Consider the following 26,118-nt stretch of genomic DNA (forward strand, 5'->3'; position numbering starts at 1 on the left):
GCGCCGCGCCGCAGAGCCTGGACCCACTTGAGAGATTTGTGAGACCGGCATTGTGGGCCCCGGCTCTGCAGCGCACCGCTGAAGAAGCGCTGCGCTGCGTCCGGGGCACGAGCCTTCCTTACAACGCCCCCGCGCCGAACGTGTTGCAGGCCTGGACCGTGCCCTGCTGGTAGCCGGTCATGAACCATTGCTTGCGTTGCGCCGCCGAGCCGTGGGTGAAGGAATCCGGCACGACGCGGCCCGTGGACTTGCGCTGCAGCGTATCGTCGCCGATCGCGCTCGCCGTGGTCAGCGCAGCCTCGATGTCGCCGGGCTCCAGGAAGTTCGGACGCTTCTTCGCCTCGCGGTTGACCCAGACGCCGGACAGGCAGTCGGCCTGCAACTCCACCTTCACCTGCAGCGCATTCGCCTCGGCCTTCGAGCCGACCTGCTGCTGCAGCCGCGTTACGCGCGGAATGATGCCGAGCAGGTTCTGGATGTGATGGCCGGCTTCATGCGCGATGATGTAGGCCGTCGTGAAATTGCACGCCGACTTGCCGGAGCAGCCGCGAAAGCGCGTCTCGACCTCGCGGAAGAAGGCGGTGTCGAGGAAGATGGTCCGGTCGGGCGGACAATAGAACGGCCCCATCGCCGACTGCGCCATGCCGCAGCGGCCGCCGTTGGTGGCGTTGCGGAACAGCACGATCTTCGGACCGGTGTAGGACTGGCCGCTGGCCTGGAAGATCTCGCTCCAGCGATCATCGATCTCGCCGAGAATGCCGGAGATCATGCTGCCCATCTCGTCGGTCGGCGCGCCGCGCTTGCCCGAGGACGCCTGGCGATCGGTCTGGTAGGTCGGCGCATGGCCGCCGCCGGTCAGAATCTCGGCGCCGCCGATCAGGATGCGTGGATCGATGCCAAAGGCGTAGCCGACCAGGCCGAGGATAATGATGGTACCGATGCCGAGCCCGCCGCCGCCGATCGGCAGGCCGAACCCGCCTCCGCCGCCGCCGCCAAAGCCACCACCTTCGTCGCGACGATCCTCGATGTCGTCGCTGCGGCGGAAGTCATCGTAACGCATGGCGGCTTTCCCTCGGGGGTCCCTGATTCAGTTTCGACGGCGCACAAGTACGCGAGAAGCTCAACGCGCCACACAGGTAAAATTTCCGTTGCCTTTATCAATATCGTGGCCGGCAAAAATTGCCTAGTGCGACAGCATGTCGATGCGAGCAATTTTTTCCGAGGGTCGAGCAATTTTTTCCGAGAGAAATTTGCGGCCTTCTTGCGGCCATGATTGTTGCAGCGAGCCGAGCAAACGCGAAATACACTGCAAAACACGGCGAATGCGCACAACAACGTTCGCACAACCGGCAAGGCGAGGGCTGCTCACGAAAGCGGCGGGTTAAGTCGTTTTTTACTTTGCCCCTTCAATGTAACGGCCAGTCGGTTGTTTGGTCCCGCGTCGCCGACAGCGTCGCCTGAGTCAGAGTTCTTGAGTCATGGTAGAGTCGCGTCGCGGGGCGTCTGCAAGGGCGCCCCGCACAAATTTCGAGTCTCCTTCGCATCGCATCATTCTCGGCGATTGCGTCGCCGAGATGTCGAAGCTTCAAGCTGGTTCGGTCGACCTGGTGTTCGCCGACCCGCCCTACAATCTCCAGCTCAAGGGCGATCTCAAGCGCCCCGACGAATCCCATGTCGATGCCGTCAACGACGACTGGGACAAGTTCGATTCGTTCTCCGCCTATGACGACTTCACCCGCGCCTGGCTGCTTGCCGCCCGCCGCGCGATGAAACCGTCGGCGACGATCTGGGTGATCGGCTCCTATCACAACATCTTCCGCGTCGGCGCGATCATGCAGGACCTCGGCTTCTGGCTCCTGAACGACATCGTCTGGCGCAAGACCAACCCGATGCCGAATTTCCGCGGCCGCCGCTTCACCAACGCGCACGAGACCATGATCTGGGCCGCGCGCGACGAGAAGGCCAAGGGCTATACGTTCAACTACGAGGCGCTGAAGGCCGCCAACGAGGACGTGCAGGCGCGGTCCGACTGGCTGATCCCGCTCTGCACCGGCGAAGAGCGCCTCAAGGGCGCGGACGGCAAGAAGGTGCATCCGACGCAGAAGCCGGAAGGCCTGCTCGCGCGCGTGCTGCTGTCGTCATCCAGGCCCGGCGATCTCGTGATCGATCCCTTCAACGGCACCGGCACCACCGGCGCGGTCGCCAAGCGCCTCGGCCGCTCCTATATCGGCTTCGAGCGCGACAAGACCTACGCCAGGGCGGCCGAGGCGCGCATCGCCGCGGTCGAGCCGCTGCCGGAAGAGAGCCTCGCCCCGTTCATGACCGCGCGCGAAGCGCCGCGGGTGGCGTTCGCCGAGCTGATCGAGCGCGGCATGATCATGCCCGGCACGAAACTGTTCGACGCCAAGAAGAAGCTGGGCGCGCTGGTCCGTGCCGACGGCGCCATCATGCTGGGCGACAAGGTCGGATCGATCCACCGCATCGGCGCCGTGGCGCAAGGCGCGCAGGCCTGCAACGGCTGGACCTTCTGGCATGTCGAGACCAAGAAGGGCCTCAAGCTGATCGACGAGCTGCGCGCCGAGATCCGCGCCGGCATGGCGGCGGAATAGTTTCCCCACGCCGTCATTCCGGGGCGCGCGCAAAGCGCGCGAGCCCGGAATCCATTCAACCGCGTCCCATGCCGCCCCATGGGTCCCGGGCTCGCGCTTCGCGCGCTCCGGAATGACAGCGGCGTGAGTTGAAAGCCGCCGCCGCCAGGACTAGATTGTTCCGATCAGCCCCGTCCTGACCGGTTGGGCTCCATGCGACGACATTCCGAGACATTGCTGCTGGTGCCGCTGCTGCCGATCTTCCTGGCCGGCATGTTTCCGATGTTCCTGATCGCGCTGTTGGGATTTTTCGGGCTCGCGCTGTTCGGCATGCTCGTGATTTGCGTCGGGCTCGCCAGCTCCAACGAGGCGCACGACAATTTCAACCACGACGTCATCGTCCACGGCTACGCGCGCGGGCCGGAGCGCGCGGCGCGGGCTTCCGACATGCATCTGGCCGCGCGGCTCGGGCTGCGGCTGGAGGCCGTGGGCGCGGCCATGGTCGTTACGGCGACAATCGGCCTTTGTTACGCCGCTTGACCTGCGCACCGCGCAGACACCGCCCGGCAAACTCGCCGGTTGCTCTCCCGCAACGGGTTCAGGCAAGACAAGGTCCGCCTAACCACGCCGCGTCCGCGCGCGCAACAGACACCGAGGAGATGCTCGATGCTCAAATTCTATTTCAACGGATCGCCGAACCCGACCAAGGTTGCGCTGTTTCTGGAGGAGTCCGGACTGGCCTTCGAGCCGGTCAAGATCGACACCCGCAAGGGCGAGCAGTTCGCGCCCGAATTTCTGAAGATCAATCCGAACGGCAAGGTGCCGGCGATCGACGACAATGGCACGATCGTGTTCGACTCGAACGCCATCCTGCTCTATCTCGCCGAGAAGACCGGCAAGTTTCTGCCCTCGAACCGCGCCGAATTGCTGTCCTGGCTGATGTTCGTGGCGACCGGCGTCGGGCCCTATTCGGGTCAGGCCGTCCACTTCAAGCATTTCGCGCCGAAGGACCAGAACCACGACTACGCCCACAACCGTTACCAGTACGAGACCGATCGCCACTACAGGATTCTCGACGATCACTTGAAAGACCGCCGCTACATGGTCGGCAACGACTATTCGATCGTCGACATGGCGTTGTGGGGCTGGGCGCGGATGGTGCCGTTCAAGCTCGGCGACGACGCCTTTGCGCGATACCCGAACGTGAAGCGACTCGTGGACGAGATCTCGGCCCGCCCGGCGGCGGCACGCGCCATCGCGCTGAAGGACAAGTTCACCTTCAAGGCCGAGATGGACGACGAGGCGCGCGCCAACATGTTCAAGCACATGACGACCAAAGTGGCTTGATCACGTCACCTTCAACGTTAGAGGCCACGCGCATGCGCGTGGCCTCTAGGCCTTGACTTCACGCGGCGTGGACCGAGCTCAGGAACTTGGCCACTTCGAGCTTGAGGCGGTTGCTGTCGGCCGAGAGCGAGCGTGCCGCCGACAACACCTGCGAGGAAGCGGAGCCAGTCTCCGAGGCGCCGCGCTGCACGTCGCCGATGTTGGACGACACCAGCTGGGTGCCGTGGGCCGCCTGCTGGACGTTGCGCGAGATCTCCTGCGTCGCAGCGCCCTGCTGCTCCACGGCGGCGGCGACCGTCGACGAAATTTCCGACAGCCGCTCGATGGTGCCGCTGATCTCCTTGATCGAGCCGACGGATTCTTCCGTGGCGGCCTGGATGCCGGAGATCTGCTGGGCAATCTCGCCGGTGGCCTTGGCGGTCTGCTCGGCGAGCGCCTTGACCTCGGAAGCCACCACCGCAAAGCCGCGGCCGGCTTCGCCGGCACGCGCCGCCTCGATCGTGGCGTTCAGCGCCAAGAGGTTGGTCTGGCCGGCGATGGTGCTGATCAGCTCGACGACGTCACCGATGCGCGCGGCGGCCTTGGAGAGCGCGCCGACACGCTCGTTGGTCCTGCTCGCCTGACCGACGGCCTCGGTGGCGATCCGGGCAGATTCCTGCACCTGGCGGGCAATCTCGGATACCGAGGAGGAGAGCTCCTCGGTCGCCGAAGCGACCGCCTGCACATTGGCCGAGGCCTCCTGCGAGGCGCTGGCGACCTCCGTCGAGAGGTCCTGGGCCCGCGCGGCGGTCGTGGTCAACGTGCCTGCGGAGGCTTCGAGCTCGTTTGACGCCGACGACACCGTGTTGACGATCTCGCCGACCGCCTGCTCGAACTGATCGGCGAGCCTGACCATATCTTTCTTGCGGTTCTCGGCCTGCCGCGCCTCGAGCTCGGCCTGCTCGGAGCGCATGCGCTCGGTCTCGATCATGTTGTCCTTGAACACCTGGATCGCCTTGGCCATGTCGCCGATCTCGTCGGCCCTGCCGCGGCCGGGAATCTCGACCTCGAGATTGCCGCCGGCCAGCCGTCCCATCGCGCCTGTCATCGAGGTCAGGGGACCGACGATGCTGCGGGCGATCAGGAAGGCGACGATGCCGCCGAACAAAATGGCGAGGCCGCCGGCGACCTCCTGAACGGTCGTCGTGCCGGCGATCACAGCTTCGGCATTGTTGCGCGAGTCCTGGTAGTCCTTCTTCAGGGTCGTTTCCACGACCTTGAGCCTACCGATGCTGTCGACGATGAGGGGCGCGAGATTCTTGTGGTAAATCTCGTCGGCCTGAAGCATCGCTGCGGAGGTCGTCTCGAACGCCGACTTGTAGATTCCGAGCGAGGCCTTCACCGGCGCCAGCGTGGCTCGCAACTCCGTCGCCTGCGGGCTCTTTTCGAGTGCCGCGAGCCGTTGCGCTGCCCTGTCGACGCTCGCCCTGAAGGTCGCAGGGCCCTGCGTATCGCGAAGGGCCAGAAACCGCCAGTTTGCGATCCTCACGAGCAGGATTCGCGATTCGAGATCGGCGACGAGGGCCGCGGTATCTTCGTCGACGGCGGCGCGCGCCACGTCGACGAGCTTGCCCGTCTTGACGGCCAGATCCTCCCCGCTCGGCAGCAGCGTCGCCTTGCCCGTTCTCGCCTCGTTGACGGCGTCGCCGAGATTGTCACGCAGGCGTCGCATCTTGGCGATGTCGTCGATGAGGCCGTTGTAGAGCGCTCGCCGCTCCTCGGAGGCCGTCCCCTTCGCGCCGATCCGCAGCAGCTCGGTCGCCGCGGTCTCCCGCTCCGCCGCTTCCTTCATCGCGGCTTCGTTGGCGTCGTAAACGTAGCGAAGATTGGCCCGCTGGATCGCCTGAAGGTTGGTCGAGATTTCCAGCACCCGCGCCGTGCTGTCCGAGAGGGCGGATTGTCTTGCGACCTGACCCTGCACGTCCTGCAAATTCCAGACGGCAACCACCGCCATCACGAGACCGACCGCCACCAGGGCCATGAAGCCTGCGTACAGGCGCCCCCTGATCCGCAAACGAAATTTCGGCATTCCCACTGTCCACCCAGATGCATTTCACTTCGAGCGGCCGAGCAATTCCGGCGATCGTCGCCGGCCACCCCGGCAGCCGCGTATCGCGTCTTTGCGACTCGCGCTGCACCGCGACACAATGGGGGACACTCGTTAATTGAACCTTCAAATCTTTCGCGCGATTGAGGTCGGCCGGCACGAAATCTGCTGTTTTTGTCGGCAGCTATGCAAAGTTCGCGCGCGAATGCGCAGCGTCATGCGGAGCGCTGCATGCGAACGCTCACGAGGCGCCGGCCTTCTGCAATTTGTCGAGTGCATGCTCGACCACTTCCAGCGTGTAGGGCTTCTGGACCACCGGCGCCGACGCCAGTTGCTCGGGGATCGGCGCGCGCTCGCCATAGCCGGTCGCGAAGATGAAGGGCACCCCGATCTCCTTCAGCTTCTGTGCCACCTTGATGCTGCTCTCGCTGCCGAGGTTGAGATCGAGCAAGGCAAAGCTCGGCCGTGTGCGCTCGATCGAGCGTAGCGCCTGGTCGACGGTTGCCGCAGTGTCGACGTGGCGGGCGCCGAGATCGAGCAGGATGACCTCCGCCGCCATGGCGATGATCAGATTGTCCTCGACGATCAATGCCGTGTCGGAAATCCTGGGTCGGGCGGACTGCTGCTCTTCGACGCGCATGGCGGCTCCTGCGATGGACGGGACCAATTCGACGAAATTGGGGGGAATCACGAACTTCGCCTGCACGCCCAGGAGGTCGAAGCGGATCTCGGCATCGCCCTTGAGGTCGAACGGCACCGATCGCTCGATGATCGTCGTGCCGAAGCCGCGCCGCGACGGCGGCTGCACCGGCGGACCGCCGCTCTCCTTCCATTCGATGACGAGACTGGAGGACGGATCGAGGCGCCAGACCACCTCGACACTGCCGGTGGAATCGGCAAGTGCGCCATACTTGGCGGAATTGGTCATCATCTCGTGCACGACCAGAGCCAGCGTGGCGAACGCCTTGGGATCCAGCGCGACGTCCGGACCGCCCATCTTCACCCGTCCCGCGCGCGCGCCGAGATAGGCGCCGGCCTCGGACTCGACCAAGGTGCGGAGCGCGACCGGGGCCCAGTTCAGGTTTGTGATCTGATCGTGGGCGCGTGCCAGAGCCTGGATGCGGCCGCCGAGCACGCCAGCGAACTCCTCGACGCTGGTCGCAGTGTCCTTGCTCTGCGCCACCAGGGCGCGCACGAGGCTCAGGATGTTGCGGACGCGGTGATTGAGCTCGGCGATCATCAATTCCTGCCGCTCCTGCGCCCCGCGGCGCTCGCGTGCGGCGAGGTCGGACAGTTGCAGGATCACTTCTAGCAGCGTGACGCGCAGGCTCTCGGCGATGCGGATGTCGGCCGCCGACCACGGCTTCGACTGCCCCGCCACCGTCTCCTGCCAGAGCTCGAAGCTCTTGCGCGGCGTCAGGCGCGGCCCGTGCGGACCTTCGTCGTAGACCTTGTTGGGATCCCCGGCCCATTTCACGGCCTGCAGGACCTCGCGCCGGAAGAAGATCAGGCAATCGCGCGGAGTGCGCGAGATCGGGATGGCGAGAAAGCCCGCCGCGCGGTCACGGAAGGCCTGGCCGGCGGCATAGACCTTGGCGATCTCGGCGCTCGCGAAAATCCGCCCCGGCGAAGTCCGGTTGATGAAGGCGACGAGATCCTTCACCTCGTCTTCGGTCGGCGTCTCGCCCTCGAGCGCGATCTTGTTGTCGGACCAGACCGCGACGCCGTCGCACTCGATCATCTTGCGGTAGTCACTGAGGAAATCGACGATCGCGCGGCGGCTGTGCCCGTGGGAAGCCGCCATCTCGATCAACCGCTCCTGGACCTGATGAGCGCGGGCCTCGTAGGCGACGTCGCCCTCGCGTTCGCGGCCTTCCACGATCCAGGAGAACATCTGACCGAACAGCTCGGAGGCCGTACGCTTGTCGAACGAAATATACCGCGGCGAATAATGATGGCAGGCAAACAGACCCCACAGCTTGCCGTCGCGCAGGATCGACACCGACATGGAGGCGGCAACGCCCATGTTGCGCAGATATTCGACGTGGATCGGCGAGACCGAACGCAGCACGCTCATCGAAAGATCGAGCAGCCCTGCGTTGTGCGTAGCCGTCGACACCAGCGCGGCCGGCTCGGCATTGACGTCGGCGATGATGCGCAGCCAGTTGCGCTGGTAGAGGGCCCGCGCCTGCCTTGGAATGTCCGATGCGGGATAACGCAGGCCAAGGAAGGATTCGAGCCCCGCCTCCGCGGTCTCGGCGACCACCTCGCCCGATCCGTCCGGATGAAACTGATAGACCATGACCCGGTCGAATCCGGTCAGCACCTTGAGCTGGCGCGCCGCCTCCCGCGCCAGATCAGCCATGCCGCGCGTCTTGCGGATCCTCTCGAGCATCAAGCGCACGAGTTCGCCCGAATTGACGCCGGGCTCGTGCGCGCTCGGCTCCGCCTCGATGATCAGATAGACGCCGGAAAGATGAATCGAAAGATCGAAGGGCGGCTTGCCTGGCTGCAGCTCCACGCCGAACAGGCGTTCGGTCGCGTCCGGGCCACCGAGATGGTCAACGTGTCCGCGGATCGTTTCGACCGCCGTCGCAGAGACGACGTTCGACAGCGGTTGCTGGAGCAGGTCGGCAACATCCGTCCCAAGGAAGCTCCCTGCGTTGTTCGATGCCATGCAGATCGTGAGATCCGACAGCACAGCCAGCAGGAAGCCAAACGGCTGCACGCTGCCGGGAATGTGAATCGGCTCGCGGTCACAATTGGTGAGATTGACCGCCTCGTTCATGCCCGGTCCGCCGCCCGCTCGAATGCGTCGAAAGCAATGCGAGCGAAATCGATGATCTCGTTCTCGTCACCCGGCTCTTCGCTCGCGAGCTTCACCAGAAAGCTCTGCCAGAGCCGCTTGCCCGCGCCATGGCGGAGATAGGTGGTGGCTTCACTGATGCGCGGATCGCCCGCGTCCGCGACTGCCTTCAGCAGGAACTTCGCGCCAAGCCGCGAGCCCTCCAGCACATACATCGTGCCCAGCACCCCGCTACGCGTCAGCCGCGGCACCGACACTGTCGACGCAGCGCTCGTGCCGAGGCGTCCGAGATCAACCGCAATCGCAGCGCTGCGCGACCGTTCGGGCCAGTCCGGAAACATGCGCTCCACGCCCGCCTCGACGAGCGCGACTTCGAGCGGAAGAAGAGCTCCGGCGCTGGCCTGAAGAAAGCGGCGATAGCCGGCCAGCCCGCCGAGATCGAATGCGGAAAGCTGGGTGTCGAGCGCGCGGTGCGCAGCCGAGGTCGCTTCTCTCAGTCGTTCGCGGAGTCCGGAGAAGCTGCAGCCCACCTGTGTTGAAACGTGCGAAGCCCCAGCCAGCATGAAATTCCCGGAAAAGCAGGTTGCCGGGGCGCGATCGCTCCCGAGCGGAGGGAACGCCGGCGGAAACCGAAGGTTCCGCCGGGATCGGAAGGAAATAGAGGCCACTCCGCCTCTATTTCCGCCGGACAGGTTTTCTCAGCTCGTACTCGATCTCCGACCGCGTCATTCCGCAATCGAGAAGTTCCCGCTCGCTCATGGCGGCGAGCTGGCCATGTATCCGCGTGCGCTCTCGCCGGAGCCGGATGATCTCCGACAGCTTTCGCCAGAACCGGATGCCCCTCACAGACCGGAACGAAGGGCGCCAGCCGGCAGACCAGATGGTGCTCAAACCGCTAGCCCGCGGCTCTCGCGACCGTTTGTGGAAACGGACCGAGCGCGCTCTCGGTCAGGATCGAGTCGCAGTATTCGCGGATCTCCTTGATCTTGCCGTCCGCGAGGCGAAACACCAGGCAATAGTCGTTGTCGTAGCGCACGCCTTCGGGCGTGACGTTGTCGCCCTTGGCTTCCACGACGACGATGTCCCCGTCGGCGATGAAGCGGTGAGCGATTGTTCGCGTCCGGTCGCGCAGGCGCGTCCGCACATAGCCGTGCAGGTCGTTGAGGATCGCCTCCTTGCCTGAAAAGGTGCGGGACCAGGAATATTGCCCGGTCACGACCCATTTGGCGTCGTCGGCAAGACTGGCGGTGAACAAGGCTCGGTCGCGCACGGCCGGATCGGGATTGGCGGCGGCGGCAAAGATATCCTGCATCAGTTTCTTGTTGGCGGCAGCGCTCATGGCGGCATCTCCGTGGTGTGACATCGCGAAGATCATCACCGGCCGGACGGCATTCTTCAAATCGATAGTGAATATGATATAAATTCACCTTATGAATTTGAATTCGCTTGACCTCAATCTGCTGACCGCGCTCGATGCGCTGCTGCGCGAGGCCAATGTCAGCCGCGCCGCGCTGCGGCTCGGGCTGTCGCAGCCGGCGGCGAGCCATGCGCTCCAGCGCCTGCGCGACATTTTTGGCGATCCGCTGCTGGTACGCACCGGCGCGCGGATGGAGCTGACGCCACGGGCCCTGGCGCTGCGCGCCCCGCTGGCGCAGGCGCTGGATCAGGTGCGCGGGCTGTTCGTGCCCGACGATTTCGACGCCGCGCGGAGCGAGCGGCAATTCCGCCTGATGATGCCGGATCTCGCGGTCGAGCTGTTGATGCCGCGCTTCATGGAGAAGGTGACGCAGGCCGCGCCCAACGTCCGCATCGACGTCGTGCCGTGGCGGGGATCGGCGATCTTCCATGCCGAATTCGCCCGCACCATCGATCTCGTGATCTCGATCGGAAACGCCTTCAAGGGTTTTCACCGCCAGCTGCTCTATACCGACAGCGACGCATTGGCGGTGCGGCGCGGCCATCCGATCGGCGCGAAGCTGAAGCGGCGCGAGACGTTCCTGGCTGCGCGCCATGTCGGCGTGATCATCCGCGGCGGTGCCGAGGACCTGATCGACCCCTGGCTGCGAGCCAAGGGCATCGAGCGGCACATTGCGCTGGTGGTGTCAGGCTATCTCGAGGCGCTGCACGTCGCCGCCCGCACCGACCTCGTCGCCTTCGTGCCGCGCCGGCTGATCGCGGCGCTGTCGAAACAGCTCGGCCTCGTCACGGTAACGCCGCCGCTCGATCCCGGGATCGACGAACAGTTCATGTTCCCTCCGACCCGCGCGCAGATGGACCCCGGCTCGATCTGGCTGCGAAGGCTGATGCTGGAGACCGGGCGGGAATTGGAGCAAGCCAAGCGCAAGCTCTCGTAGGGTGGGCAAAGCGGAGCGTGCCCACCACCTCTCGCCGTCCGAGAAAGACGGTGGGCACGGCGCTTTGCGCCTTTGCCCACCCGACAAGAGCCCTTACGCCTTCTGCGCCGCCATCACCTTGCTCACCGCGGGGCGGTCGGACATGCGCTTGAAGTGATTGGCGATCTTCGGCGTCGCATTGATGTCGACGCTGTCGCCTTCGAGCCAGGTCGAGAGCGTGTAGAGATAGGGATCGCAGATCGTGAACTGCTCGCCCATGACCCAAGGTCCCCGAAACATCTTCTGCTCGATCAGCTTGAAGCAGGCGGCCATGGTCTTCGGGACCATTGCCTTCATGTCGGCGAACGAGCTCTCCTGCGTCGCCCAGCGCGCGCCGCGCATCTTGTGGGCGTGGTTGATGTGCACGGTCGAGCAGAGATAGGAGTTGAACGACTGCACCTCGGCGAAGTCGAAGGGATCGTCGAGCGGCGCGAGCTTCGCCTTGGGGAACACTTGCGCGATGTAGGCCAGCATCGCCGGCGTCTCGGTCAGGACGCCGCGGTCGGTGACCAGCGCCGGCACCCGGCCCTTCGGGTTGATCGCGAGATAGTCCGGGCTGGTCTGCTGGTTGTCCTTGAAGCTCAGCCGTTCGGCCGAGTAGTCGGCACCGGCTTCTTCCAGGGTGATGTAGGTGGCGAGCGCGCAGGTGCCGGTGGCGTAGTAGAGCTTGAGCATGTCGGACCTCATGGGAAAGCCGAAAATTAACGACTGTCGGGCCCGACGTCCATAGCACAACATCCTCTTCGCAGTTGCCCACCGCCATCCGGCTGTGCCAAGACGCCTGCGATAGGGAGGGGTTTCTCATGACGGTACTCATCGCCGGTGGCGGCATCGGCGGGTTGACACTTGCGCTCAGCCTGCACGGAATCGGCGTTCCCGCAAAAGTGTTCGAGAGCGTCGCGGAGCTGAAGCCGCTCGGCGTCGGCATCAACGTGCTGCCGCATGCGGTGCGCGAGCTGATCGAGCTCGGCTTGATGGACAAGTTGGACGCCAGCGGCGTGCGGACGCGCGAGCTCGCCTATTTCTCCAAGCACGGCAAGCCGATCTGGAGCGAGCCGCGCGGACTGGAAGCCGGGTACAAATGGCCGCAATTCTCGATCCACCGCGGCACGCTGCAGCAGCTCCTGCTCGACGCCGCGATCGAGCGGCTCGGCCGCGAGAACATCCTCACCAGCCACCATCTGACCGGCTGGACCGAGACGGCGGACGGCGTGCGCGCCGAATTCATCGACAAGGCGACCGGCAAAGCCGCCGGGACCTACGACGGCGCGATTCTGATCGCCGCCGACGGCATCCATTCCGCCGTGCGCGAAAAGCTCTATCCGGGCGAAGGCCCGCCGATCTGGAACGGCCGCATCCTCTGGCGCGGCGTGACGCCCGCGAAGGCTTTCCTCAGCGGCCGCACCATGATCATGGCGGGGCACGAGATCCTGAAATTCGTCTGCTATCCGATCAGCAAGGCGCCGGATGCGGCAGGCAACTATCAGATCAACTGGGTCGCCGAGCGGCACATGCCCCCGACCTATCAGTGGCGGCGCGAGGACTATAACCGCACCGCGCGGCTGGAAGAGTTTTTGCCCTGGTTCGAAAGCTGGACATTCGACTGGCTCGACGTGCCCGGGCTGATCAAGAACTGCCCGCACGCCTATGAATATCCGCTGGTCGACCGTGATCCGGTGTCGCAGTGGACCTTCGGCCGCGTCACGCTGATGGGCGATGCCGCGCATCCGATGTACCCGATCGGCTCGAACGGCGCCTCGCAGGCGATCCTCGATGCCCGCGTCATCACCCGCGAGATTCTCGCCCATGGCCCGACGAGCGCCGCCCTGCTCGCCTATGAGGCCGAGCGGAGGCCCGCGACCACCGACCTCGTCCTGCTCAACCGCAAGAACGGCCCCGAGCAGGTGATGCAGCTCGTCGAGGAGCGCGCGCCCGACGGCTTTGAGGTCGTCACCGACGTCTTGTCCCAGCAGGAGCTGGAAGGCATCGCCGCGAACTACAAGCGCGTCGCGGGATTTCAGGTCGACGCGCTGAATGCGAAGCCGCCGATCGTGAGCAAGAACGCGCGGGCGAGTGCGTGAGGCGCTCGCTCAAGGCGAGATGCGCATGAATGCGCCCTCGCCCCTTGTGGGAGAGGGCAGCTCCGCTGGTGCGCGGAGAGAACCCCTCATCCGGCGCTTCGCGCCACCTTCGCCCACAAGGGGAGAAGGAAGAGCAGTGCGCAACGCTAAACTATTTGCCCACCACCCTCGCCGCCTCCAGCAGCCGCTCGCTCGCGCTGGCCGTCGCCAACAGCGTGCCGTCCTCCGCCATCAGCTTGGCTTCGACGAAGGCGATGGTCTTGCCGAGCTGCGTCACCTTGGCTTCACCGACGATCGGACCGGGCCTGGCCGGGGCCAGAAAGTTCACGGTCATGCTGATCGTGGTGGTGTAGAGCCGGCCCTCGCTCATCATCAGCACGGCCGGGCCCATCGTGTCATCGAGCATGGCCGAGAGCATGCCGCCCTGAATGAAGCCCGCGGGGTTGCAGAACTCCGGCTTGCCTTCGAAACCGAGCTTGATCCAGCCCTCCTGCGGTCGGGCATCGAGCAGACGCCATCCCAGCAGCTCGGCACAGGGTGGCCTTCGGAAATTGTCGAGCGCGGTCTTGACCATGCGGCACCTCCGTTGCCCGTCCAGCTAGCAGGGAGTTGCTGACAGCCTGGTGTCAGCAACGGCGCGGCCGTCCACTCAAATTAAGGCCATTTCAACCAACCGGCTTTACGGCCTGTTCAATACGATCCGAATGCCCGGCTGGACAGTCAGCGGTTGAAAGTTACCACATGGGACAAGCGACGGTGACACCGGAGCCCTCTCCATGCAAGCCCTCTTGCAGCAGGCCGCCAGCCGCCTGCACGCGATCGAAGATCGATTGACCGTCAGGACGCAGATCGCTGCGGCCGTCGCAGCAATGTCCATCGTGCTGGTCGGCACGCTCGCCGCCGGCGCGGCCCTCATCAGCTACCGGCACACGGCCGCACTGATCGAGAGCAATGTCGCTGGAATTGCATCCAACACCTCCGCCCGGCTCGATCGATTCATGGCGACCCGTCAGCAGGAGATGAAGCTGTTCGCCGAACTCCAGCCGATGCAACGGCTGTGGCAGGGCAATCCTGATGAATTGCGCAGCGCGCTCGAGGCGCTGCAGCGCTCCTTCGACTTCGCCTGGATCGGATTTGCCGACGTCGAAGGCAACGTCGTTGCCTCGACCGGCGGCCTGTTGCAAGGCAAGTCCGTGGCTACACGTCCCTGGTTCAAGCAAGGTCTCGATAGAATAGCCGTCGGCGACGTCCACGAAGCCATGCTGCTGGCCTCGCTGCTGACACAGCGTGCCAACAACGAGCCCTATCGCTTCGTCGACATCGCCGTCCCCGTCCACGACGCCTCCGGCAAGCTGCTCGGCGTGCTGGGCGGGCATTTGGACTGGACCTGGGCCAGCAATCTGATCAAGGACGTCGAAGCCAATGGCGGCCATACCGACACAAGGCTCTCGATCCTGAGCAAGGCTGGTGTCGTTCTGGTCGGCCCGCAGCAGGAGACCACCCGCTATGCGGGCGACGAACTCGCCGGCATTCTGAAGGTCGGCGACGGCACCCTCCGGGAAACGGCGGACGGACGGCAGATTCTGACCGCATTTCATGTCGGCCGCGGCTATCGCGACTATCAGGGGCTGAACTGGATCGTGACCGCCAGCCAGCCAGCGGGCGTCGCGCTCGCCGCCGCGATCTCATCGGCGCAGACGATCCTGGCGATCGGTGCGGTCACCGCCCTGATCGCGCTATCGCTGGCCGTGCTGGTCTCGCGCCGGATCGCGGCCCCCATCATCGCCATCACGCAGGAAGCCGACCGCATCGGACGCATCCACGGCCCGACCATGCTGGCGCGCCAGAGCGGATCCGCCGAGGTGGTCCAGCTCTCGCGCGCGCTGCGTTCGCTTCTGCGCCGCATCGGCCTTGCCGAAGAGCGTACCAAGGAGGCCGAGCTCCGCGCGACCGAGAACGCGGTGCAGCTTCAGGAGGACATGCTGAAGCTGCGCCAGCTCGCCGACACCGATTTCATGACCGGTCTGATGAACCGCCGCTCCTTCCTCGCCGTTGCCGACGACGCGGTCGCGTTCTGCCGCCGCTACAAGCGCAACATGGCAACGCTGATGATCGACATCGATCATTTCAAGAAGATCAATGACACCCATGGCCACGCTGCGGGCGACGACGCCATCAAACGCGTCGCCGAGATCGTCAGCCAGTCGATCCGGACCACCGACAAGGCCGCCCGTTTCGGCGGCGAGGAGTTCGTCGTGTTGCTGCGCGAGATTGATGAGGAGACCGCCGTGCTGCTCGCCGATCGGATCCGGACCTCGATCGAAAGCGCGACGGTGCGCTATGGCGACACCGTCATTCCCCTCACCGTCTCCGTCGGTCTTGCGCTGTTCGACGAAAGCGACCGCGACGTGCAGGACGTGATCGAGCGCGCAGACCAGGGCCTCTATGTCGCCAAGAAAAACGGCCGCAATCGCACCTTCCTGATGACGGCGACGGACGAACGCGCCGCGCATGCCGCCTGAGCGCTTAATCCAGCGCGTGCGCGATCACCTTGCGCATGACGTTGGGCAGCGCCTCGTCCGCGAGCGTTGCGATCGGCACCCAGCGCATGCCCTGAGGCGCGCGGGTGCGGGCGTCCACCTTCGCGGTGTAGACCACCAGCTCCAGCGGAAAATGCGTGAAGACATGGGTGACGACACCCACCTTGCGCTGCCAGCGCGACAGCCCCTTCAGCTCCGGCGCCTGCTGCTTCGCCGCCGCATCCTCCTGTCCGGCGAGCCAGTCCGAGCCCGGCACTTCCGTCATGCCGCCGAGCAGGCCCTTGTCGGGCCTCGACCGGACGAGCAACTCGCCGCCGCGTGTGACCACGAACGCTGCGCCACGCCGCAGTGCCCCACTCTTCTTCGGCGCCTTGCGCGGAAAACTCTCCTGCGTGCCCCGCGCGCGCGCCGTGCAATCCTCGTTCAGCGGACACAGCGAGCAGGCCGGCTTCTTCGGCGTGCAGATCGAGGCCCCCAGATCCATCAAGGCCTGTGCGCTGTCGCCGGCGCGGGTGTCGGCAAGCAGCGTCGCGGCCAGCTGCTGGATCAGCGGCTTGGCCTGCGGCAGCTCCTCCTCGACCGCGAACAGGCGCGACACCACCCGCTCGATGTTGCCGTCGACCGGCATGGTGCGGCGGTCGAAGGCGATCGCGGCGATCGCCGCCGCCGTGTAGGGCCCGATCCCCGGCAGCGCGCGCAAGCCCTCCTCCGTATCGGGAAACACGCCGTCATGCTCGCGCGTCACCGCGACCGCGCAAGCATGGAGGTTTCGCGCGCGCGAGTAATAGCCGAGCCCCGCCCACATCCGCAGCACGTCGTCCAGGGAAGCCCGCCCCAACGCCGCGACATCCGGCCAGCGCGCGACGAATTTCTCGAAATAGGGGCCGACCGCCTTCACCGTGGTCTGCTGGAGCATGATCTCCGACAGCCAGACGCGATAGGGATCCGACGTCTCACCGGGAGCCGCGCGCCAAGGCAGGCGGCGACGGTGGCGGTCGTACCATTGGAGGAGCGCCAGCGGTCGAGCCAAACGTTCCGGTTGCACTGGTTCCGATTTTGCCCTGCGGGCCGATTGGAGGGGCATGCTCGCACTGTAACGACGTCGGGCCGATCTCTCCACGGCATGCCCGCGCTTGTCGCAGGCATCCACGTCTTTCTTCGCGGCAAGACGTGGATGACCGGGACAAAGCCAGGCCATGAGGTCAGCAGTTCCTGAGGCGCCGCGCGCGGTGCTATAAGGTCCCATGTCCAAATTCCCTCCCAAGCCCGGTCCCATCAGCGCCAAGCCGCTCGGCATCCTGCTCGACGACGTCTTTGCCGAGGCCTATGCCAAGCAGGGTTTTGCCGCGCGCGAACTGGTGACGCGGTGGGCGCAGATCGCGGGACCGGAGATCGCGGCCCATGCCGAGCCGCTCAAGATGCAATGGCCGCGCCCGGTGGAGGGCCAGCCGCAGGAGCCGGCGACCCTGGTGCTGCGGGTCGAGGGACCGATGGCGCTGGAGATCCAGCACTCCGCCGATGTCATCCTGGAGCGGGTCAACCGCTTCTTCGGCTGGAACGCGGTCGGCAAGCTCGCCTTCCGCCAGGCTCCTCTGTCGCGCGCCCAGCGCCGGGTGCGGCCCGGCCCGCCCGACCCCAAGAGCGTCGCCAAGGTGGCGGAGAGCCTGGGTGGCATTGAGGATGACGAGCTCAAGTCGGCGCTGGCCCGGCTGGGGGCCGCCATCAAGCGAAATTGAGCCTCATTCCGCCGCCAAACTGGACCCGTCCGTGCGGCTCGCCATTGCCTCAATCGACGTTTCGAGCTAGCGACAGGCCGTCCGGGCGGGAACCTCGGACGAACCTTGCCAATCCCGGGAGCCGACCTTGATCATCACCCGCCGCGCCTTCACCACGATGCTGTCGCTGACCGGGCTTGCCGCGCTCACCGGGCTCTCGCCGCTGCGGTTCGTTTCGGAAGCCATGGCGCAATCGGCCGCCGATGTGGCCAAGCCCGTGTCCCTGCCCGACATGGCGCTCGGCCCGAACGATGCCGCCGTGACCATCACCGAATACGCCTCGATGACCTGCCCGCACTGCGCCGCCTTCAACGAGCAGGTGTTCCCGAAGATCAAGAAGGAATACATCGACACCGGCAAGGTGCGTTACATCTTCCGCGAGTTCCCGCTCGACATCAAAGCCGCCGCCGGATCGATGCTGTCGCGCTGCATCGCCAATGGCGACGCGCCGAAATATTTCGCGGTCACCGACATGCTGTTCCGCCAGCAGAACGACTGGGTGTTGAAGAACACCACGGAGACCTTGACGCGGATCGGCAAGCAGGCCGGCCTCACCCAGCAGCAGGTCGAGGCCTGCCTGAAGGACCAGGCGCTGCTCGACAAGATCGCTGCCGACCAGAAATATGCCAGCGACGTGCTGAAGGTCGATTCGACGCCGACTTTCTTCATCAACGGCGAGAAGATCAAGGGCGAGGCCTCGTTCGAGGAATTCGCCAAGAAGATCAATCCGCTGCTCAAGAGCTGATTCGCACGCGACAATCCTGATTCGCGCATCTCGAGCCGCATTCTTCCCGACACAAATCCCTTGGGAAAAGCGGCTTTCGCAGGTTGCCCTCGCGGCGCACCGCGGCCATTGTCCAGCCGCATGAGCCGCCTCGCGCGACTCACCCAGACAGCGACATTGCCTTCCATGGTATTGTCCCGGCAGGGAGATTCGCGCCTGCCAACAGAGATGCGTGCTTATGAAAATCACCCGCCTGCGCCTTCACGGCTTCAAGTCCTTCGTTGAGCCCACGGACTTCGTCATCGAGCCCGGCCTGACCGGCGTGGTCGGTCCCAACGGTTGCGGCAAGTCGAATCTCGTCGAAGCGCTGCGCTGGGCGATGGGCGAGACCTCGTACAAATCGCTCCGCGCCGCCGACATGGACGCGGTGATCTTCGCCGGCTCCGGCAACCGTCCCGCGCGCAACCACGCCGAAGTGACGATGACGATCGACAATGCCGATCGCACCGCGCCGGCGGCGATGAACGACAGCCAGCTTCTGGAGGTCTCCCGCCGCATCGAGCGCGAGGCCGGCTCGGTCTACCGCATCAACGGCCGCGACGTGCGCGCCCGCGACGTACAGATCCTGTTCGCGGACGCCGCCACCGGCGCGCGCTCGCCGGCGCTCGTCCACCAGGGCAAGATCGGCGAGATCATCCAGGCCAAGCCGGAACAGCGCCGCCGCGTGCTGGAAGACGCCGCCGGCGTCGCCGGCCTGCACGCCCGCCGCCACGAGGCCGAGCTGCGGCTCAAGGCTGCCGAAACCAACCTCACCCGCGTCGAGGACGTGATCGGCCAGCTGGCGGGCCAGATGGAAGGCCTGAAGAAGCAGGCCCGTCAGGCGGTGCGCTATCGCGAGGTCGCAGCCAAGGTCCGCAAGGCCGAAGCCACGCTGTACCATCTGCGCTGGATCGGCGCGCATGCCGACGTCAACGAATCCGCGCAGACCCACGATCTCGCGGTGCGCGAGATGGCCGAGCGCACCCAGCACCAGGCCGAAGCCGCCCGCATCCAGGCGATCCGCGCCGCCGAAATGCCGGCGCTGCGCGATGCCGAGGCACGCGCCGCAGCCGGGCTCCAGCGCCTGACCAATGCCCGCGAGCTGCTCGACCGCGAGGAAGAGCGCGCCAAGGAGCGCGTCGCCGAGCTCGAGCGGCGCCTCGCGCAGTTCGAAGGCGACATCTCCCGCGCCCAGCAGCAGACCATGGACGCCGACGTCGCCCTGCAGCGGCTCGACGCCGAAGACGCCGAGCTGAAGGAGGAGATCAAGTCGCGCGTCGAGAAGCGCTCCGGCGTCGACGAACGCGTCGCCGAAGCCGAGGCGGTGCTGACCGAAACCGAGCAGAGTTTCGCCGAGCTCACCACCGCGCTCGCCGACCTCACCGCCAAGCGCAACCAGCTCGAGGCCAACGTCCGCACTCACCGCGACAAGCTCGCCCGGCTCGACCAGGAAATCGCGAATGTGGCGGCCGAGGAGCAGAAGCTTGCGCAGGAGACCGGTGGCTTCGGCGATCTCGATGAGCTGACCGCTCTGGTCGAGACCGCGGAGCAGACGCTGGCCGCTTCAGAAGCCGCCGCCCAGGCGAGCGAGGCTGCGCACGTGGCCGCGCGCCAGACGCTGGAATCCTCCCGCTCGCCGCTGGTCGAGGCCGACAAGCGCGTGCAGCGGCTCGAGACCGAGGCGCGCACGATCTCCAAGATCGTCAATGGCGAGACCAAGAATCTGTGGCCGCCGATCATCGACGGCATCAACGTCGACAAGGGCTTTGAAAAGGCGATCGGCGCCGCCCTCGGCGACGATCTCGATGCGCCGATCGACCCGTCGGCGCCGATGCGCTGGACCAATGTCGGACACACCGAAGGCGATCCGGCGCTGCCCGAAGGCGTCGTGCCGCTCGCCGATCACGTGCAGGCGCCGGCCGAGCTGGCGCGCCGCCTGGCGCAGATCGGCGTGGTGCCGCGCGAGCGCGGGGCGGAGCTGGTCTCGCAGCTCAAGACCGGCCAGCGGCTGGTCTCGCCCGAGGGCGACGTCTGGCGCTGGGACGGCTTCGTCGCCGCGGCTCACGCCCCGACCGGGGCGGCCCGCCGCCTTGCCGAGCGCGCCCGCCTCGTCGACATCGAGAACGAGCTGGAGCAGGCCCGCATCGACGCGCAGATCAAGCGCCAGGCGCTGGAGAACGCCGAGTCCGAGCTGCAGATGGCGGCCAGCACGGAAGGCGCGTCGCGCGAAGCCTGGCGCGCCGCGCAGCGCGAGCTCAATGTCGCGCGCGAGCGCCATGCCACCGCCGAGCGCGAGATCAGTCGCCACGCCGCACGCAAGGCCACGCTGTCGGAAGCGCACAGCCGTCTCGCCGCCGACCGCGCCGAAGCCGAGGCCGCCTACGAATACGCCGAAGCCGGCATCAGCGAGCTGCCGTCGAGCGAGGACACCGAAACGCGTCTCGCTGCCGTCCGCAGCGACATCGAGGGCCATCGCCGCATGGCCGCCCAGGTCCGCGCCGAGGCGCAGGCGCTGGCACGCGAGGCCGAGCTCGCCGACCGTCGCGTGCAGGCGATCCTCGCCGAGCGCACCGAGTGGCAGAACCGCAAGGAGAGCGCGGCCTCCCATATCGACACCATCCAGGCCCGCATCGCCGAGCTCACCATCGAGCGCAGCGAGCTCGAAAACGCGCCGGCCGTGTTCGCGGAGAAGCGCAGCGCGCTGATCACCGAGATCGAGTACGCCGAGAACGATCGCCGCATGGCCGCCGACGCGCTCGCTACCGCGGAAAGCGCGATGGCGGAGACCGATCGGGTCGCCAAGCTGACGCTCGAGGCACTGTCGAGCTCCCGCGAGGCCACTGCCCGCGCCGAGGAGCGCATGGAAGGCGCCCGGCGCCGGCTGGAGGATGTCGAGCGCGAGATCCGCGACATGCTCGAGGTCGAGCCGCAGGCGGTCGCCGGCCTTGCCGAGATCGAGCCAGGCGCCGAGCTGCCCCCGCTGCACGACATCGAGGAAGACCTCGAAAAGATGCGGCGCGACCGCGAGCGCCTGGGCGCGGTCAATCTGCGCGCCGAGGAGGAGCTGCGCGAGGTCGAGACCCAGCATACCGGCCTCGTCACCGAGCGGGACGACCTCGTCGAAGCCATCAAGCGGCTGCGCCAGGGCATCCAGAGCCTCAACAAGGAGGCGCGCGAGCGGCTCCTGACCTCGTTCGAGGTCGTCAACAACCACTTCAAGCGCCTGTTCGTCGAGCTGTTCGGCGGCGGCGAGGCAGCGCTGCATCTGATCGAGAGCGACGACCCGCTGGAAGCCGGCCTCGAAATCATCGCCAAGCCGCCGGGCAAGAAGCCGCAGACGCTGTCGCTGCTCTCGGGCGGCGAGCAGGCCCTGACCGCGATGGCGCTGATCTTCGCGGTGTTCCTCACCAACCCCTCTCCGATCTGCGTGCTGGACGAAGTCGACGCACCGCTCGACGACCACAACGTCGAACGGTACTGCAACCTGCTGCACGAGATGACCAGCTCGACCGACACGCGCTTCATCATCATCACGCACAACCCGATCACGATGGCGCGGATGAACCGCCTGTTCGGCGTCACCATGGCCGAGCGCGGCGTCTCGCAGCTCGTCTCGGTGAGCCTCGCCGAGGCCGTGGACATTCTCGACCAGAACGTGGCGTGATCTTGGGCCGTCATTCCGGGGCGATGCGCAGCATCGAACCCGGAATCTTGCGCGACAACTTCTGGATTCCGGGTTCGCGACTTCGTCGCGCCCCGGAATGACGGTGGGCAAACATGATCGCCCCCACCCTTCCCGCCGAACTGAAGGCCGCCCTCGACGTCAAGCTCCAGGGCTTCTCCCGCACCGACGCCGCACAGCGCTCCCAAAAGATCTCGACGGCCTATCGCGCCGGAGGCACATCCAGCACGATCAAGTCGGAAGCCGATGCCCTCTCCTACGCACTGGCGCGCATGCCGGCGACCTACGCGGCTGTGGTCGCCAGCCTCAATGCTCTGGCTGAGATCGCACCGGACCTCGCGCCCGAAACGCTGCTCGACGTCGGCGCAGGCCCGGGCACCGCGAGCTGGGCCGCCGCGGAGGCGTTTCCCTCGCTGCAGGATTTTACCCTGCTCGACGCCAACGCCACGCTGAGCCGGCTCGCGCTCGAACTGGCGCGCGGCAGCTCCCGATTGGCGGAGTGCCGCTATCTGCCCGGCGATGCCGGCGGTAACCTCGCCGAGGTCTCGCCAGCCGATCTCGTCGTCGCCAGCTACGTCATCGGCGAGCTCAGCGAGGATGGTCAGCGCAAGCTGACCGAGGCGATGTGGGGCAAGGCGCGCCACGCGCTGGTCGTGATCGAGCCCGGCACGCCCGCCGGCTACGCCCGCATCCTCGCACTGCGCCAGCAATTGATTGCGGCCGGCGCCTACGTCGCCGCACCCTGCCCGCATGAAAGGTCGTGCCCGCTCATCGCGCCCGACTGGTGCCATTTCAGCCAGCGCCTACCGCGCTCGCAGGCGCACCGCCAGATCAAGGGTGCCGAGGTGCCGTTCGAGGACGAGCGCTTCATCTACGTCGGCTTGACCCGCACACCGCCCGCAATGCGCGCGGCGCGCGTGCTGGCCCCGCCGGATGTCGGCAAGGCCGAGATCACGGCAAAGCTCTGCGGCCAGGGCGGCGTTGAACTTGCGAAGGTACCCCGCCGCGACAAGACCGCCTATGCACGAGCCCGGCGCTGGCGCTGGGGCGATGCCGTCATTGCCGAAAGTTAACCCTGTCAAGGGCTTTCGCCTTGAACTCGGATGCCTCCCGATCCGACCAAGTCTAACCTCCCTCTGCATCGGGCTCTCATCCTGCGCCAATCTGGTCTACGCTAGCGCCCGCCTTCTTCCCTCTTCAGGAGTTCTCCATGTCGACCGGCTGGATCGTTCTCGGCGTCATCGTCGTCCTCGTGCTGTTCGCCTTCAGCGCCTATAACCGCCTGGTGGCGCTGAGCCAGCGCGTCGGCCAGGCCTTCGCCGATATCGACGTGCAGCTCAAGCAGCGTCACGACCTGGTCCCGAACCTGGTCGAAACCGTGAAGGGCTATGCATCGCACGAGCGCGGCACGCTCGACGACGTCATCAAGGCGCGCAACTCGGCGATGTCGGCGCAGGGACCCGCGCAGGTGTCCGCGGCCGAGAACCAGCTCTCCGGCGCGCTCGGCCGGCTGATCGCGCTGTCGGAGGCCTATCCCGACCTCAAGGCGAACGCCAATTTCCAGCAGCTCGCCAGCGAACTCTCCGACCTCGAGAACAAGATTGCGGCGAGCCGCCGTTTCTTCAACAACGCGGTCCAGGAATACAACACCGGCATCCAGCAAATGCCCGCCGCGCTGTTCGCCGGCATGTTCGGCTTCACCAGGAAGGACTTCTTCGATCTCGGCGCCAGCCGTGCCGAGGTCGAGACCGTACCTCAGGTGAAGTTCTGATTGCCTGACATGCCCATTGTTTTTCTCCGTCATTCCGGGACGTCGCGAAGCGACGAACCCGGAATCTCGAGGTTCCGGGTTCACGCCTTCGGCGCGCCCCGGAACGACGGACATTGACGAAGACGCGTCATGGCCGCGTATGGTCTCTACACGCACATCGCCTCGAACAGGTTTCGTTCGATGCTGCTGCTTGCCGGCCTGTTCATGCTGGTCTACGTGCTGGTCTTTGCCGGCGCTCTCGTCGCCGAAGTTCTCATCGACAGCAACCGGACCGTCGCCTTCTACCTGAGCCACGCCTTCCAGGATCTGAAGGTCGCAGCGCCTATCGCCACGGTCGTGGCGGCGGCGTGGACCGTGATCGCCTATTTCTTTCACCAGTCGATGATCGATGCCGTGACCGGCGGCCACGACGTGACCCGGCAGGAGGAGCCGCGGCTCTACAATCTGCTGGAAAACCTCTGCATCTCGCGCGGCATCACCCTGCCGAAGCTGAAGATCATGGAGAGCCCGGCCCTGAACGCATTCGCGACCGGCCTCAATCCGCGGCAATATTCCATCACCGTCACCACCGGCCTCCTCGCCGCACTGAACGACAAGGAGATCGAGGCGGTGCTGGGCCACGAGCTGACTCACATCAAGAACGGCGACGTGCAGCTCATGGTGGTCGCGGTCATCATCGCCGGCGTGGTCGGCTTCTTCGGCGAATTGTTCTTCCGCCTGTTCACGAACTTCAACTGGAGCTCCGGGGGCTCGGGGTCCTCCTCATCCCGGTCGTCCTCGTCATCGAGCGACAGCAAAAGCTCCGGCGGCGGCGCGGCGATCGTGATCATCATCGCGATCGTGCTGATCGTGGTCGCCTGGCTGCTGTCCCAGGTGGTGAAGCTCGCACTGTCGCGGTCGCGCGAATTTCTCGCCGACGCGGGCTCCGTCGAGCTGACGAAAGATCCGGATGCGATGATCTCGGCGCTGCGCAAGATCGAAGGTCGCGGCGAACTGCCTGGCGCGACCTCGGCGGTGATGGAGCTCTGCGTCGACAATCCGCGCGAGGGCTTTGCCGATTTGTTCGCGACCCACCCTTCCGTGCAGTCCCGGGTCGATGCGCTGGTCAAGTTCGCCGGTGGCCACGACCCCGGTCCGCTGCCAGACCCCGCCGAAGAGACGGATCAACCCGGGACGGAACAACCCGAGGCACAGGCCAACCCACAGGATGCACAGCCGCTGCCGCACGGGCCGTGGAACGACACGGGCAATCCGGCTGGACCGCCGCCCGTGCCGGCCCCAGGCCCCTCGGGAGCACCGGCGGGCAATGCGATGGGACCTTGGGGCCGCCATTGAGCGCGTGATTTACCGCTACACGCGGCGGTTTTCCGGGTGATCCGGAAAAACCACTGGAATTGCCGCAACTGCGGCCCAAGGAATTGAATTCTCCCTTGTTTCTGCCATGTTCGCGCCCAACAGCAGACTCGGGACATCGATCTGGGGCCCGGCCGATTGCGATCTCGCGATCGGGGGCGCGCGTTAGGGGACAGCAATGGCAAAGCCGGCAGTGGTTGTGGTGGGCGCGGATAAGGGCGGGGTCGGCAAGACCACGGTGTCGCGGACCTTGCTCGATTATTTCTCAGCCAACAACGTGCCGACCCGCGCGTTCGACACGGAGTCTCCGCGCGGAACCCTGAAGCGCTTCCACCCTGACATCACCGAGATCGTCGACATGACGACCACGGCCGACCAGATGAAGATCTTCGACACGCTCAACGCCGTCAGCCCGTCGGTCACCGTCATCGACGTCCGCGCCGGCCTGCTCTCGCCAGCCCTCGCCTCGCTCCGCGACATCGGCTTCCTCGACGCCGCCAAGGCCGGCCAGATCACCTTCGCGGTATTCCACATCCTTGGACCCTCGATCGCCTCGCTGGAAGAGATCGCCGAGACCGCAGGCTTCATGGGCGGCGCGAAATATTTCCTGGTGAAGAACTTCATCAACGACACCCAGTTCTTCCAGTGGGACCAGGCGACCTACAATTCCTACTTCCACCGCATCAAGGACGCGACCGAGCTGACCATCCCCAAGCTCAACGAAATGGCCTATGAGCAGGTCGAGGTGTCCTCCGTCCCGTTCCTGAAGTTCGTCGCCAACAAGGGCATCAACGACGAGGCCGCCAACTACTCCTTCGTGCTGCGCGGCTATGTCCGGCACTGGCTGGCCAATGTCTGGAGCGAGTTCGACCGCATCCGGCTGACCGACATCGTCGGTTCGAAGCCCGCGACCCGCAACAGCGAAAAATAGTT

General features: G+C 65.8%; 21 protein-coding genes. 13 read left to right on the plus strand and 8 right to left on the minus strand.

From position 1 onward, the window contains the following. Positions 1–118 precede the first annotated feature (118 nt). Complete coding sequence (locus XH96_RS30210) at positions 119–1,060, minus strand: neutral zinc metallopeptidase (protein WP_194389201.1); 942 nt, start codon at positions 1,058–1,060, stop codon at positions 119–121. Positions 1,061–1,478: 418 nt separating this feature from the next. Between XH96_RS30210 and XH96_RS30215 the strand changes: the two genes are divergently transcribed. The 3 genes from XH96_RS30215 (at position 1,479) to XH96_RS30225 (ending at position 3,935) form a co-directional block, all read left to right on the plus strand. Then, positions 1,479–2,609 (plus strand): site-specific DNA-methyltransferase, encoded by a 1,131-nt coding sequence (locus tag XH96_RS30215; protein ID WP_194389202.1) that lies wholly within the window; start codon positions 1,479–1,481, stop codon positions 2,607–2,609. A 192-nt stretch (positions 2,610–2,801) separates the two neighbouring features. Next, positions 2,802–3,128, plus strand: a complete 327-nt coding sequence (locus XH96_RS30220) for a hypothetical protein (RefSeq protein ID WP_194389203.1) — start codon at positions 2,802–2,804, stop codon at positions 3,126–3,128. 126 nt (positions 3,129–3,254) lie between these two features. Continuing rightward, complete coding sequence (locus tag XH96_RS30225) at positions 3,255–3,935, plus strand: glutathione S-transferase family protein (protein WP_194389204.1); 681 nt, start codon at positions 3,255–3,257, stop codon at positions 3,933–3,935. A gap of 58 nt (positions 3,936–3,993) precedes the next feature. On the opposite strand, the gene XH96_RS30230 is transcribed toward XH96_RS30225, so the two are convergent. From XH96_RS30230 to XH96_RS30245, 4 genes are all read right to left on the minus strand, one after another. Further along, positions 3,994–6,003, minus strand: a complete 2,010-nt coding sequence (locus XH96_RS30230; RefSeq protein WP_194389205.1) for a methyl-accepting chemotaxis protein — start codon at positions 6,001–6,003, stop codon at positions 3,994–3,996. Between the two features lie 259 nt (positions 6,004–6,262). Then, positions 6,263–8,809: an HWE histidine kinase domain-containing protein gene (locus XH96_RS30235; protein ID WP_194389206.1), complete on the minus strand. Its 2,547-nt coding sequence runs from the start codon at positions 8,807–8,809 to the stop codon at positions 6,263–6,265. Then, on the minus strand, positions 8,806–9,390 hold the full coding sequence (locus XH96_RS30240) for a biliverdin-producing heme oxygenase (RefSeq protein WP_194389207.1): 585 nt from the start codon (positions 9,388–9,390) through the stop codon (positions 8,806–8,808). The genes XH96_RS30235 and XH96_RS30240 overlap by 4 nt, the downstream gene beginning before the upstream one ends. A gap of 332 nt (positions 9,391–9,722) precedes the next feature. After that, positions 9,723–10,166, minus strand: coding sequence for a nuclear transport factor 2 family protein (locus XH96_RS30245; protein ID WP_194389208.1), 444 nt, complete (start codon positions 10,164–10,166; stop codon positions 9,723–9,725). A 91-nt stretch (positions 10,167–10,257) separates the two neighbouring features. Here XH96_RS30245 and XH96_RS30250 point away from each other — a divergent pair, with 91 nt between their 5' ends. Then, a complete protein-coding gene (locus XH96_RS30250; RefSeq protein WP_194389209.1) occupies positions 10,258–11,181 on the plus strand; it encodes a LysR family transcriptional regulator in 924 nt (307 codons plus the stop codon). A 93-nt stretch (positions 11,182–11,274) separates the two neighbouring features. Here XH96_RS30250 and XH96_RS30255 read toward each other — a convergent pair whose 3' ends face one another. Next, a complete protein-coding gene (locus XH96_RS30255) occupies positions 11,275–11,895 on the minus strand; it encodes a glutathione S-transferase family protein (RefSeq protein ID WP_194389210.1) in 621 nt (206 codons plus the stop codon). A 128-nt stretch (positions 11,896–12,023) separates the two neighbouring features. Here XH96_RS30255 and XH96_RS30260 point away from each other — a divergent pair, with 128 nt between their 5' ends. Continuing rightward, positions 12,024–13,301 carry a flavin-dependent oxidoreductase gene (locus XH96_RS30260; RefSeq protein WP_194389211.1) on the plus strand — a complete coding sequence of 426 codons (1,278 nt, stop codon included), beginning with the start codon at positions 12,024–12,026 and terminating at the stop codon, positions 13,299–13,301. A 151-nt stretch (positions 13,302–13,452) separates the two neighbouring features. On the opposite strand, the gene XH96_RS30265 is transcribed toward XH96_RS30260, so the two are convergent. Beyond that, positions 13,453–13,875 (minus strand): PaaI family thioesterase, encoded by a 423-nt coding sequence (locus tag XH96_RS30265; protein ID WP_194389212.1) that lies wholly within the window; start codon positions 13,873–13,875, stop codon positions 13,453–13,455. Between the two features lie 202 nt (positions 13,876–14,077). On the opposite strand from XH96_RS30265, the gene XH96_RS30270 reads away from it, so the two are divergent. Beyond that, positions 14,078–15,823: a sensor domain-containing diguanylate cyclase gene (locus tag XH96_RS30270; RefSeq protein WP_194389213.1), complete on the plus strand. Its 1,746-nt coding sequence runs from the start codon at positions 14,078–14,080 to the stop codon at positions 15,821–15,823. Between the two features lie 4 nt (positions 15,824–15,827). Here XH96_RS30270 and mutY read toward each other — a convergent pair whose 3' ends face one another. Continuing rightward, the gene (mutY, locus tag XH96_RS30275) at positions 15,828–16,925 is read right to left on the minus strand and encodes an A/G-specific adenine glycosylase (protein WP_194389214.1); all 1,098 of its coding nucleotides are present in this window, start codon (positions 16,923–16,925) and stop codon (positions 15,828–15,830) included. Between the two features lie 160 nt (positions 16,926–17,085). Here mutY and XH96_RS30280 point away from each other — a divergent pair, with 160 nt between their 5' ends. The 7 genes from XH96_RS30280 to XH96_RS30310 all read left to right on the plus strand — a co-directional run bounded on the left by XH96_RS30280 (position 17,086) and on the right by XH96_RS30310 (position 26,116). Continuing rightward, complete coding sequence (locus tag XH96_RS30280) at positions 17,086–17,577, plus strand: DUF721 domain-containing protein (protein ID WP_194389215.1); 492 nt, start codon at positions 17,086–17,088, stop codon at positions 17,575–17,577. Between the two features lie 127 nt (positions 17,578–17,704). Further along, positions 17,705–18,361, plus strand: coding sequence for a DsbA family protein (locus tag XH96_RS30285; RefSeq protein ID WP_194389216.1), 657 nt, complete (start codon positions 17,705–17,707; stop codon positions 18,359–18,361). 217 nt (positions 18,362–18,578) lie between these two features. After that, positions 18,579–22,043: a chromosome segregation protein SMC gene (gene smc / locus XH96_RS30290; RefSeq protein ID WP_194389217.1), complete on the plus strand. Its 3,465-nt coding sequence runs from the start codon at positions 18,579–18,581 to the stop codon at positions 22,041–22,043. Between the two features lie 113 nt (positions 22,044–22,156). After that, complete coding sequence (locus tag XH96_RS30295) at positions 22,157–23,134, plus strand: small ribosomal subunit Rsm22 family protein (protein WP_194389218.1); 978 nt, start codon at positions 22,157–22,159, stop codon at positions 23,132–23,134. Positions 23,135–23,271: 137 nt separating this feature from the next. Further along, positions 23,272–23,832: a LemA family protein gene (locus XH96_RS30300; RefSeq protein ID WP_194389219.1), complete on the plus strand. Its 561-nt coding sequence runs from the start codon at positions 23,272–23,274 to the stop codon at positions 23,830–23,832. A gap of 129 nt (positions 23,833–23,961) precedes the next feature. Next, positions 23,962–25,167: a M48 family metallopeptidase gene (locus XH96_RS30305; protein WP_194389220.1), complete on the plus strand. Its 1,206-nt coding sequence runs from the start codon at positions 23,962–23,964 to the stop codon at positions 25,165–25,167. 196 nt (positions 25,168–25,363) lie between these two features. Continuing rightward, positions 25,364–26,116: a hypothetical protein gene (locus tag XH96_RS30310; RefSeq protein WP_028179390.1), complete on the plus strand. Its 753-nt coding sequence runs from the start codon at positions 25,364–25,366 to the stop codon at positions 26,114–26,116. The last annotated feature ends 2 nt before the right edge of the window (positions 26,117–26,118 follow it).

Source organism: Bradyrhizobium sp. CCBAU 51765, assembly GCF_015291725.1.
Taxonomy (GTDB): domain Bacteria; phylum Pseudomonadota; class Alphaproteobacteria; order Rhizobiales; family Xanthobacteraceae; genus Bradyrhizobium; species Bradyrhizobium liaoningense.

What these genes read in the sequence shown, in the direction of transcription:
- XH96_RS30280 (WP_194389215.1), top strand. Translation starts at nt 17,086, where the DNA reads ATGTCCAAATTCCCTCCCAAGCCCGGTCCCATCAGCGCCAAGCCGCTC.
- XH96_RS30310 (WP_028179390.1), top strand. Translation starts at nt 25,364, where the DNA reads ATGGCAAAGCCGGCAGTGGTTGTGGTGGGCGCGGATAAGGGCGGGGTC.
- XH96_RS30235 (WP_194389206.1), bottom strand. Translation starts at nt 8,809, where the DNA reads ATGAACGAGGCGGTCAATCTCACCAATTGTGACCGCGAGCCGATTCAC.
- XH96_RS30250 (WP_194389209.1), top strand. Translation starts at nt 10,258, where the DNA reads ATGAATTTGAATTCGCTTGACCTCAATCTGCTGACCGCGCTCGATGCG.
- XH96_RS30305 (WP_194389220.1), top strand. Translation starts at nt 23,962, where the DNA reads ATGGCCGCGTATGGTCTCTACACGCACATCGCCTCGAACAGGTTTCGT.
- XH96_RS30270 (WP_194389213.1), top strand. Translation starts at nt 14,078, where the DNA reads ATGCAAGCCCTCTTGCAGCAGGCCGCCAGCCGCCTGCACGCGATCGAA.
- smc (WP_194389217.1), top strand. Translation starts at nt 18,579, where the DNA reads ATGAAAATCACCCGCCTGCGCCTTCACGGCTTCAAGTCCTTCGTTGAG.
- XH96_RS30255 (WP_194389210.1), bottom strand. Translation starts at nt 11,895, where the DNA reads ATGCTCAAGCTCTACTACGCCACCGGCACCTGCGCGCTCGCCACCTAC.
- XH96_RS30300 (WP_194389219.1), top strand. Translation starts at nt 23,272, where the DNA reads ATGTCGACCGGCTGGATCGTTCTCGGCGTCATCGTCGTCCTCGTGCTG.
- XH96_RS30245 (WP_194389208.1), bottom strand. Translation starts at nt 10,166, where the DNA reads ATGAGCGCTGCCGCCAACAAGAAACTGATGCAGGATATCTTTGCCGCC.
- XH96_RS30260 (WP_194389211.1), top strand. Translation starts at nt 12,024, where the DNA reads ATGACGGTACTCATCGCCGGTGGCGGCATCGGCGGGTTGACACTTGCG.
- mutY (WP_194389214.1), bottom strand. Translation starts at nt 16,925, where the DNA reads ATGCCCCTCCAATCGGCCCGCAGGGCAAAATCGGAACCAGTGCAACCG.
- XH96_RS30225 (WP_194389204.1), top strand. Translation starts at nt 3,255, where the DNA reads ATGCTCAAATTCTATTTCAACGGATCGCCGAACCCGACCAAGGTTGCG.
- XH96_RS30265 (WP_194389212.1), bottom strand. Translation starts at nt 13,875, where the DNA reads ATGGTCAAGACCGCGCTCGACAATTTCCGAAGGCCACCCTGTGCCGAG.
- XH96_RS30210 (WP_194389201.1), bottom strand. Translation starts at nt 1,060, where the DNA reads ATGCGTTACGATGACTTCCGCCGCAGCGACGACATCGAGGATCGTCGC.
- XH96_RS30220 (WP_194389203.1), top strand. Translation starts at nt 2,802, where the DNA reads ATGCGACGACATTCCGAGACATTGCTGCTGGTGCCGCTGCTGCCGATC.
- XH96_RS30295 (WP_194389218.1), top strand. Translation starts at nt 22,157, where the DNA reads ATGATCGCCCCCACCCTTCCCGCCGAACTGAAGGCCGCCCTCGACGTC.
- XH96_RS30230 (WP_194389205.1), bottom strand. Translation starts at nt 6,003, where the DNA reads ATGCCGAAATTTCGTTTGCGGATCAGGGGGCGCCTGTACGCAGGCTTC.
- XH96_RS30215 (WP_194389202.1), top strand. Translation starts at nt 1,479, where the DNA reads ATGGTAGAGTCGCGTCGCGGGGCGTCTGCAAGGGCGCCCCGCACAAAT.
- XH96_RS30240 (WP_194389207.1), bottom strand. Translation starts at nt 9,390, where the DNA reads ATGCTGGCTGGGGCTTCGCACGTTTCAACACAGGTGGGCTGCAGCTTC.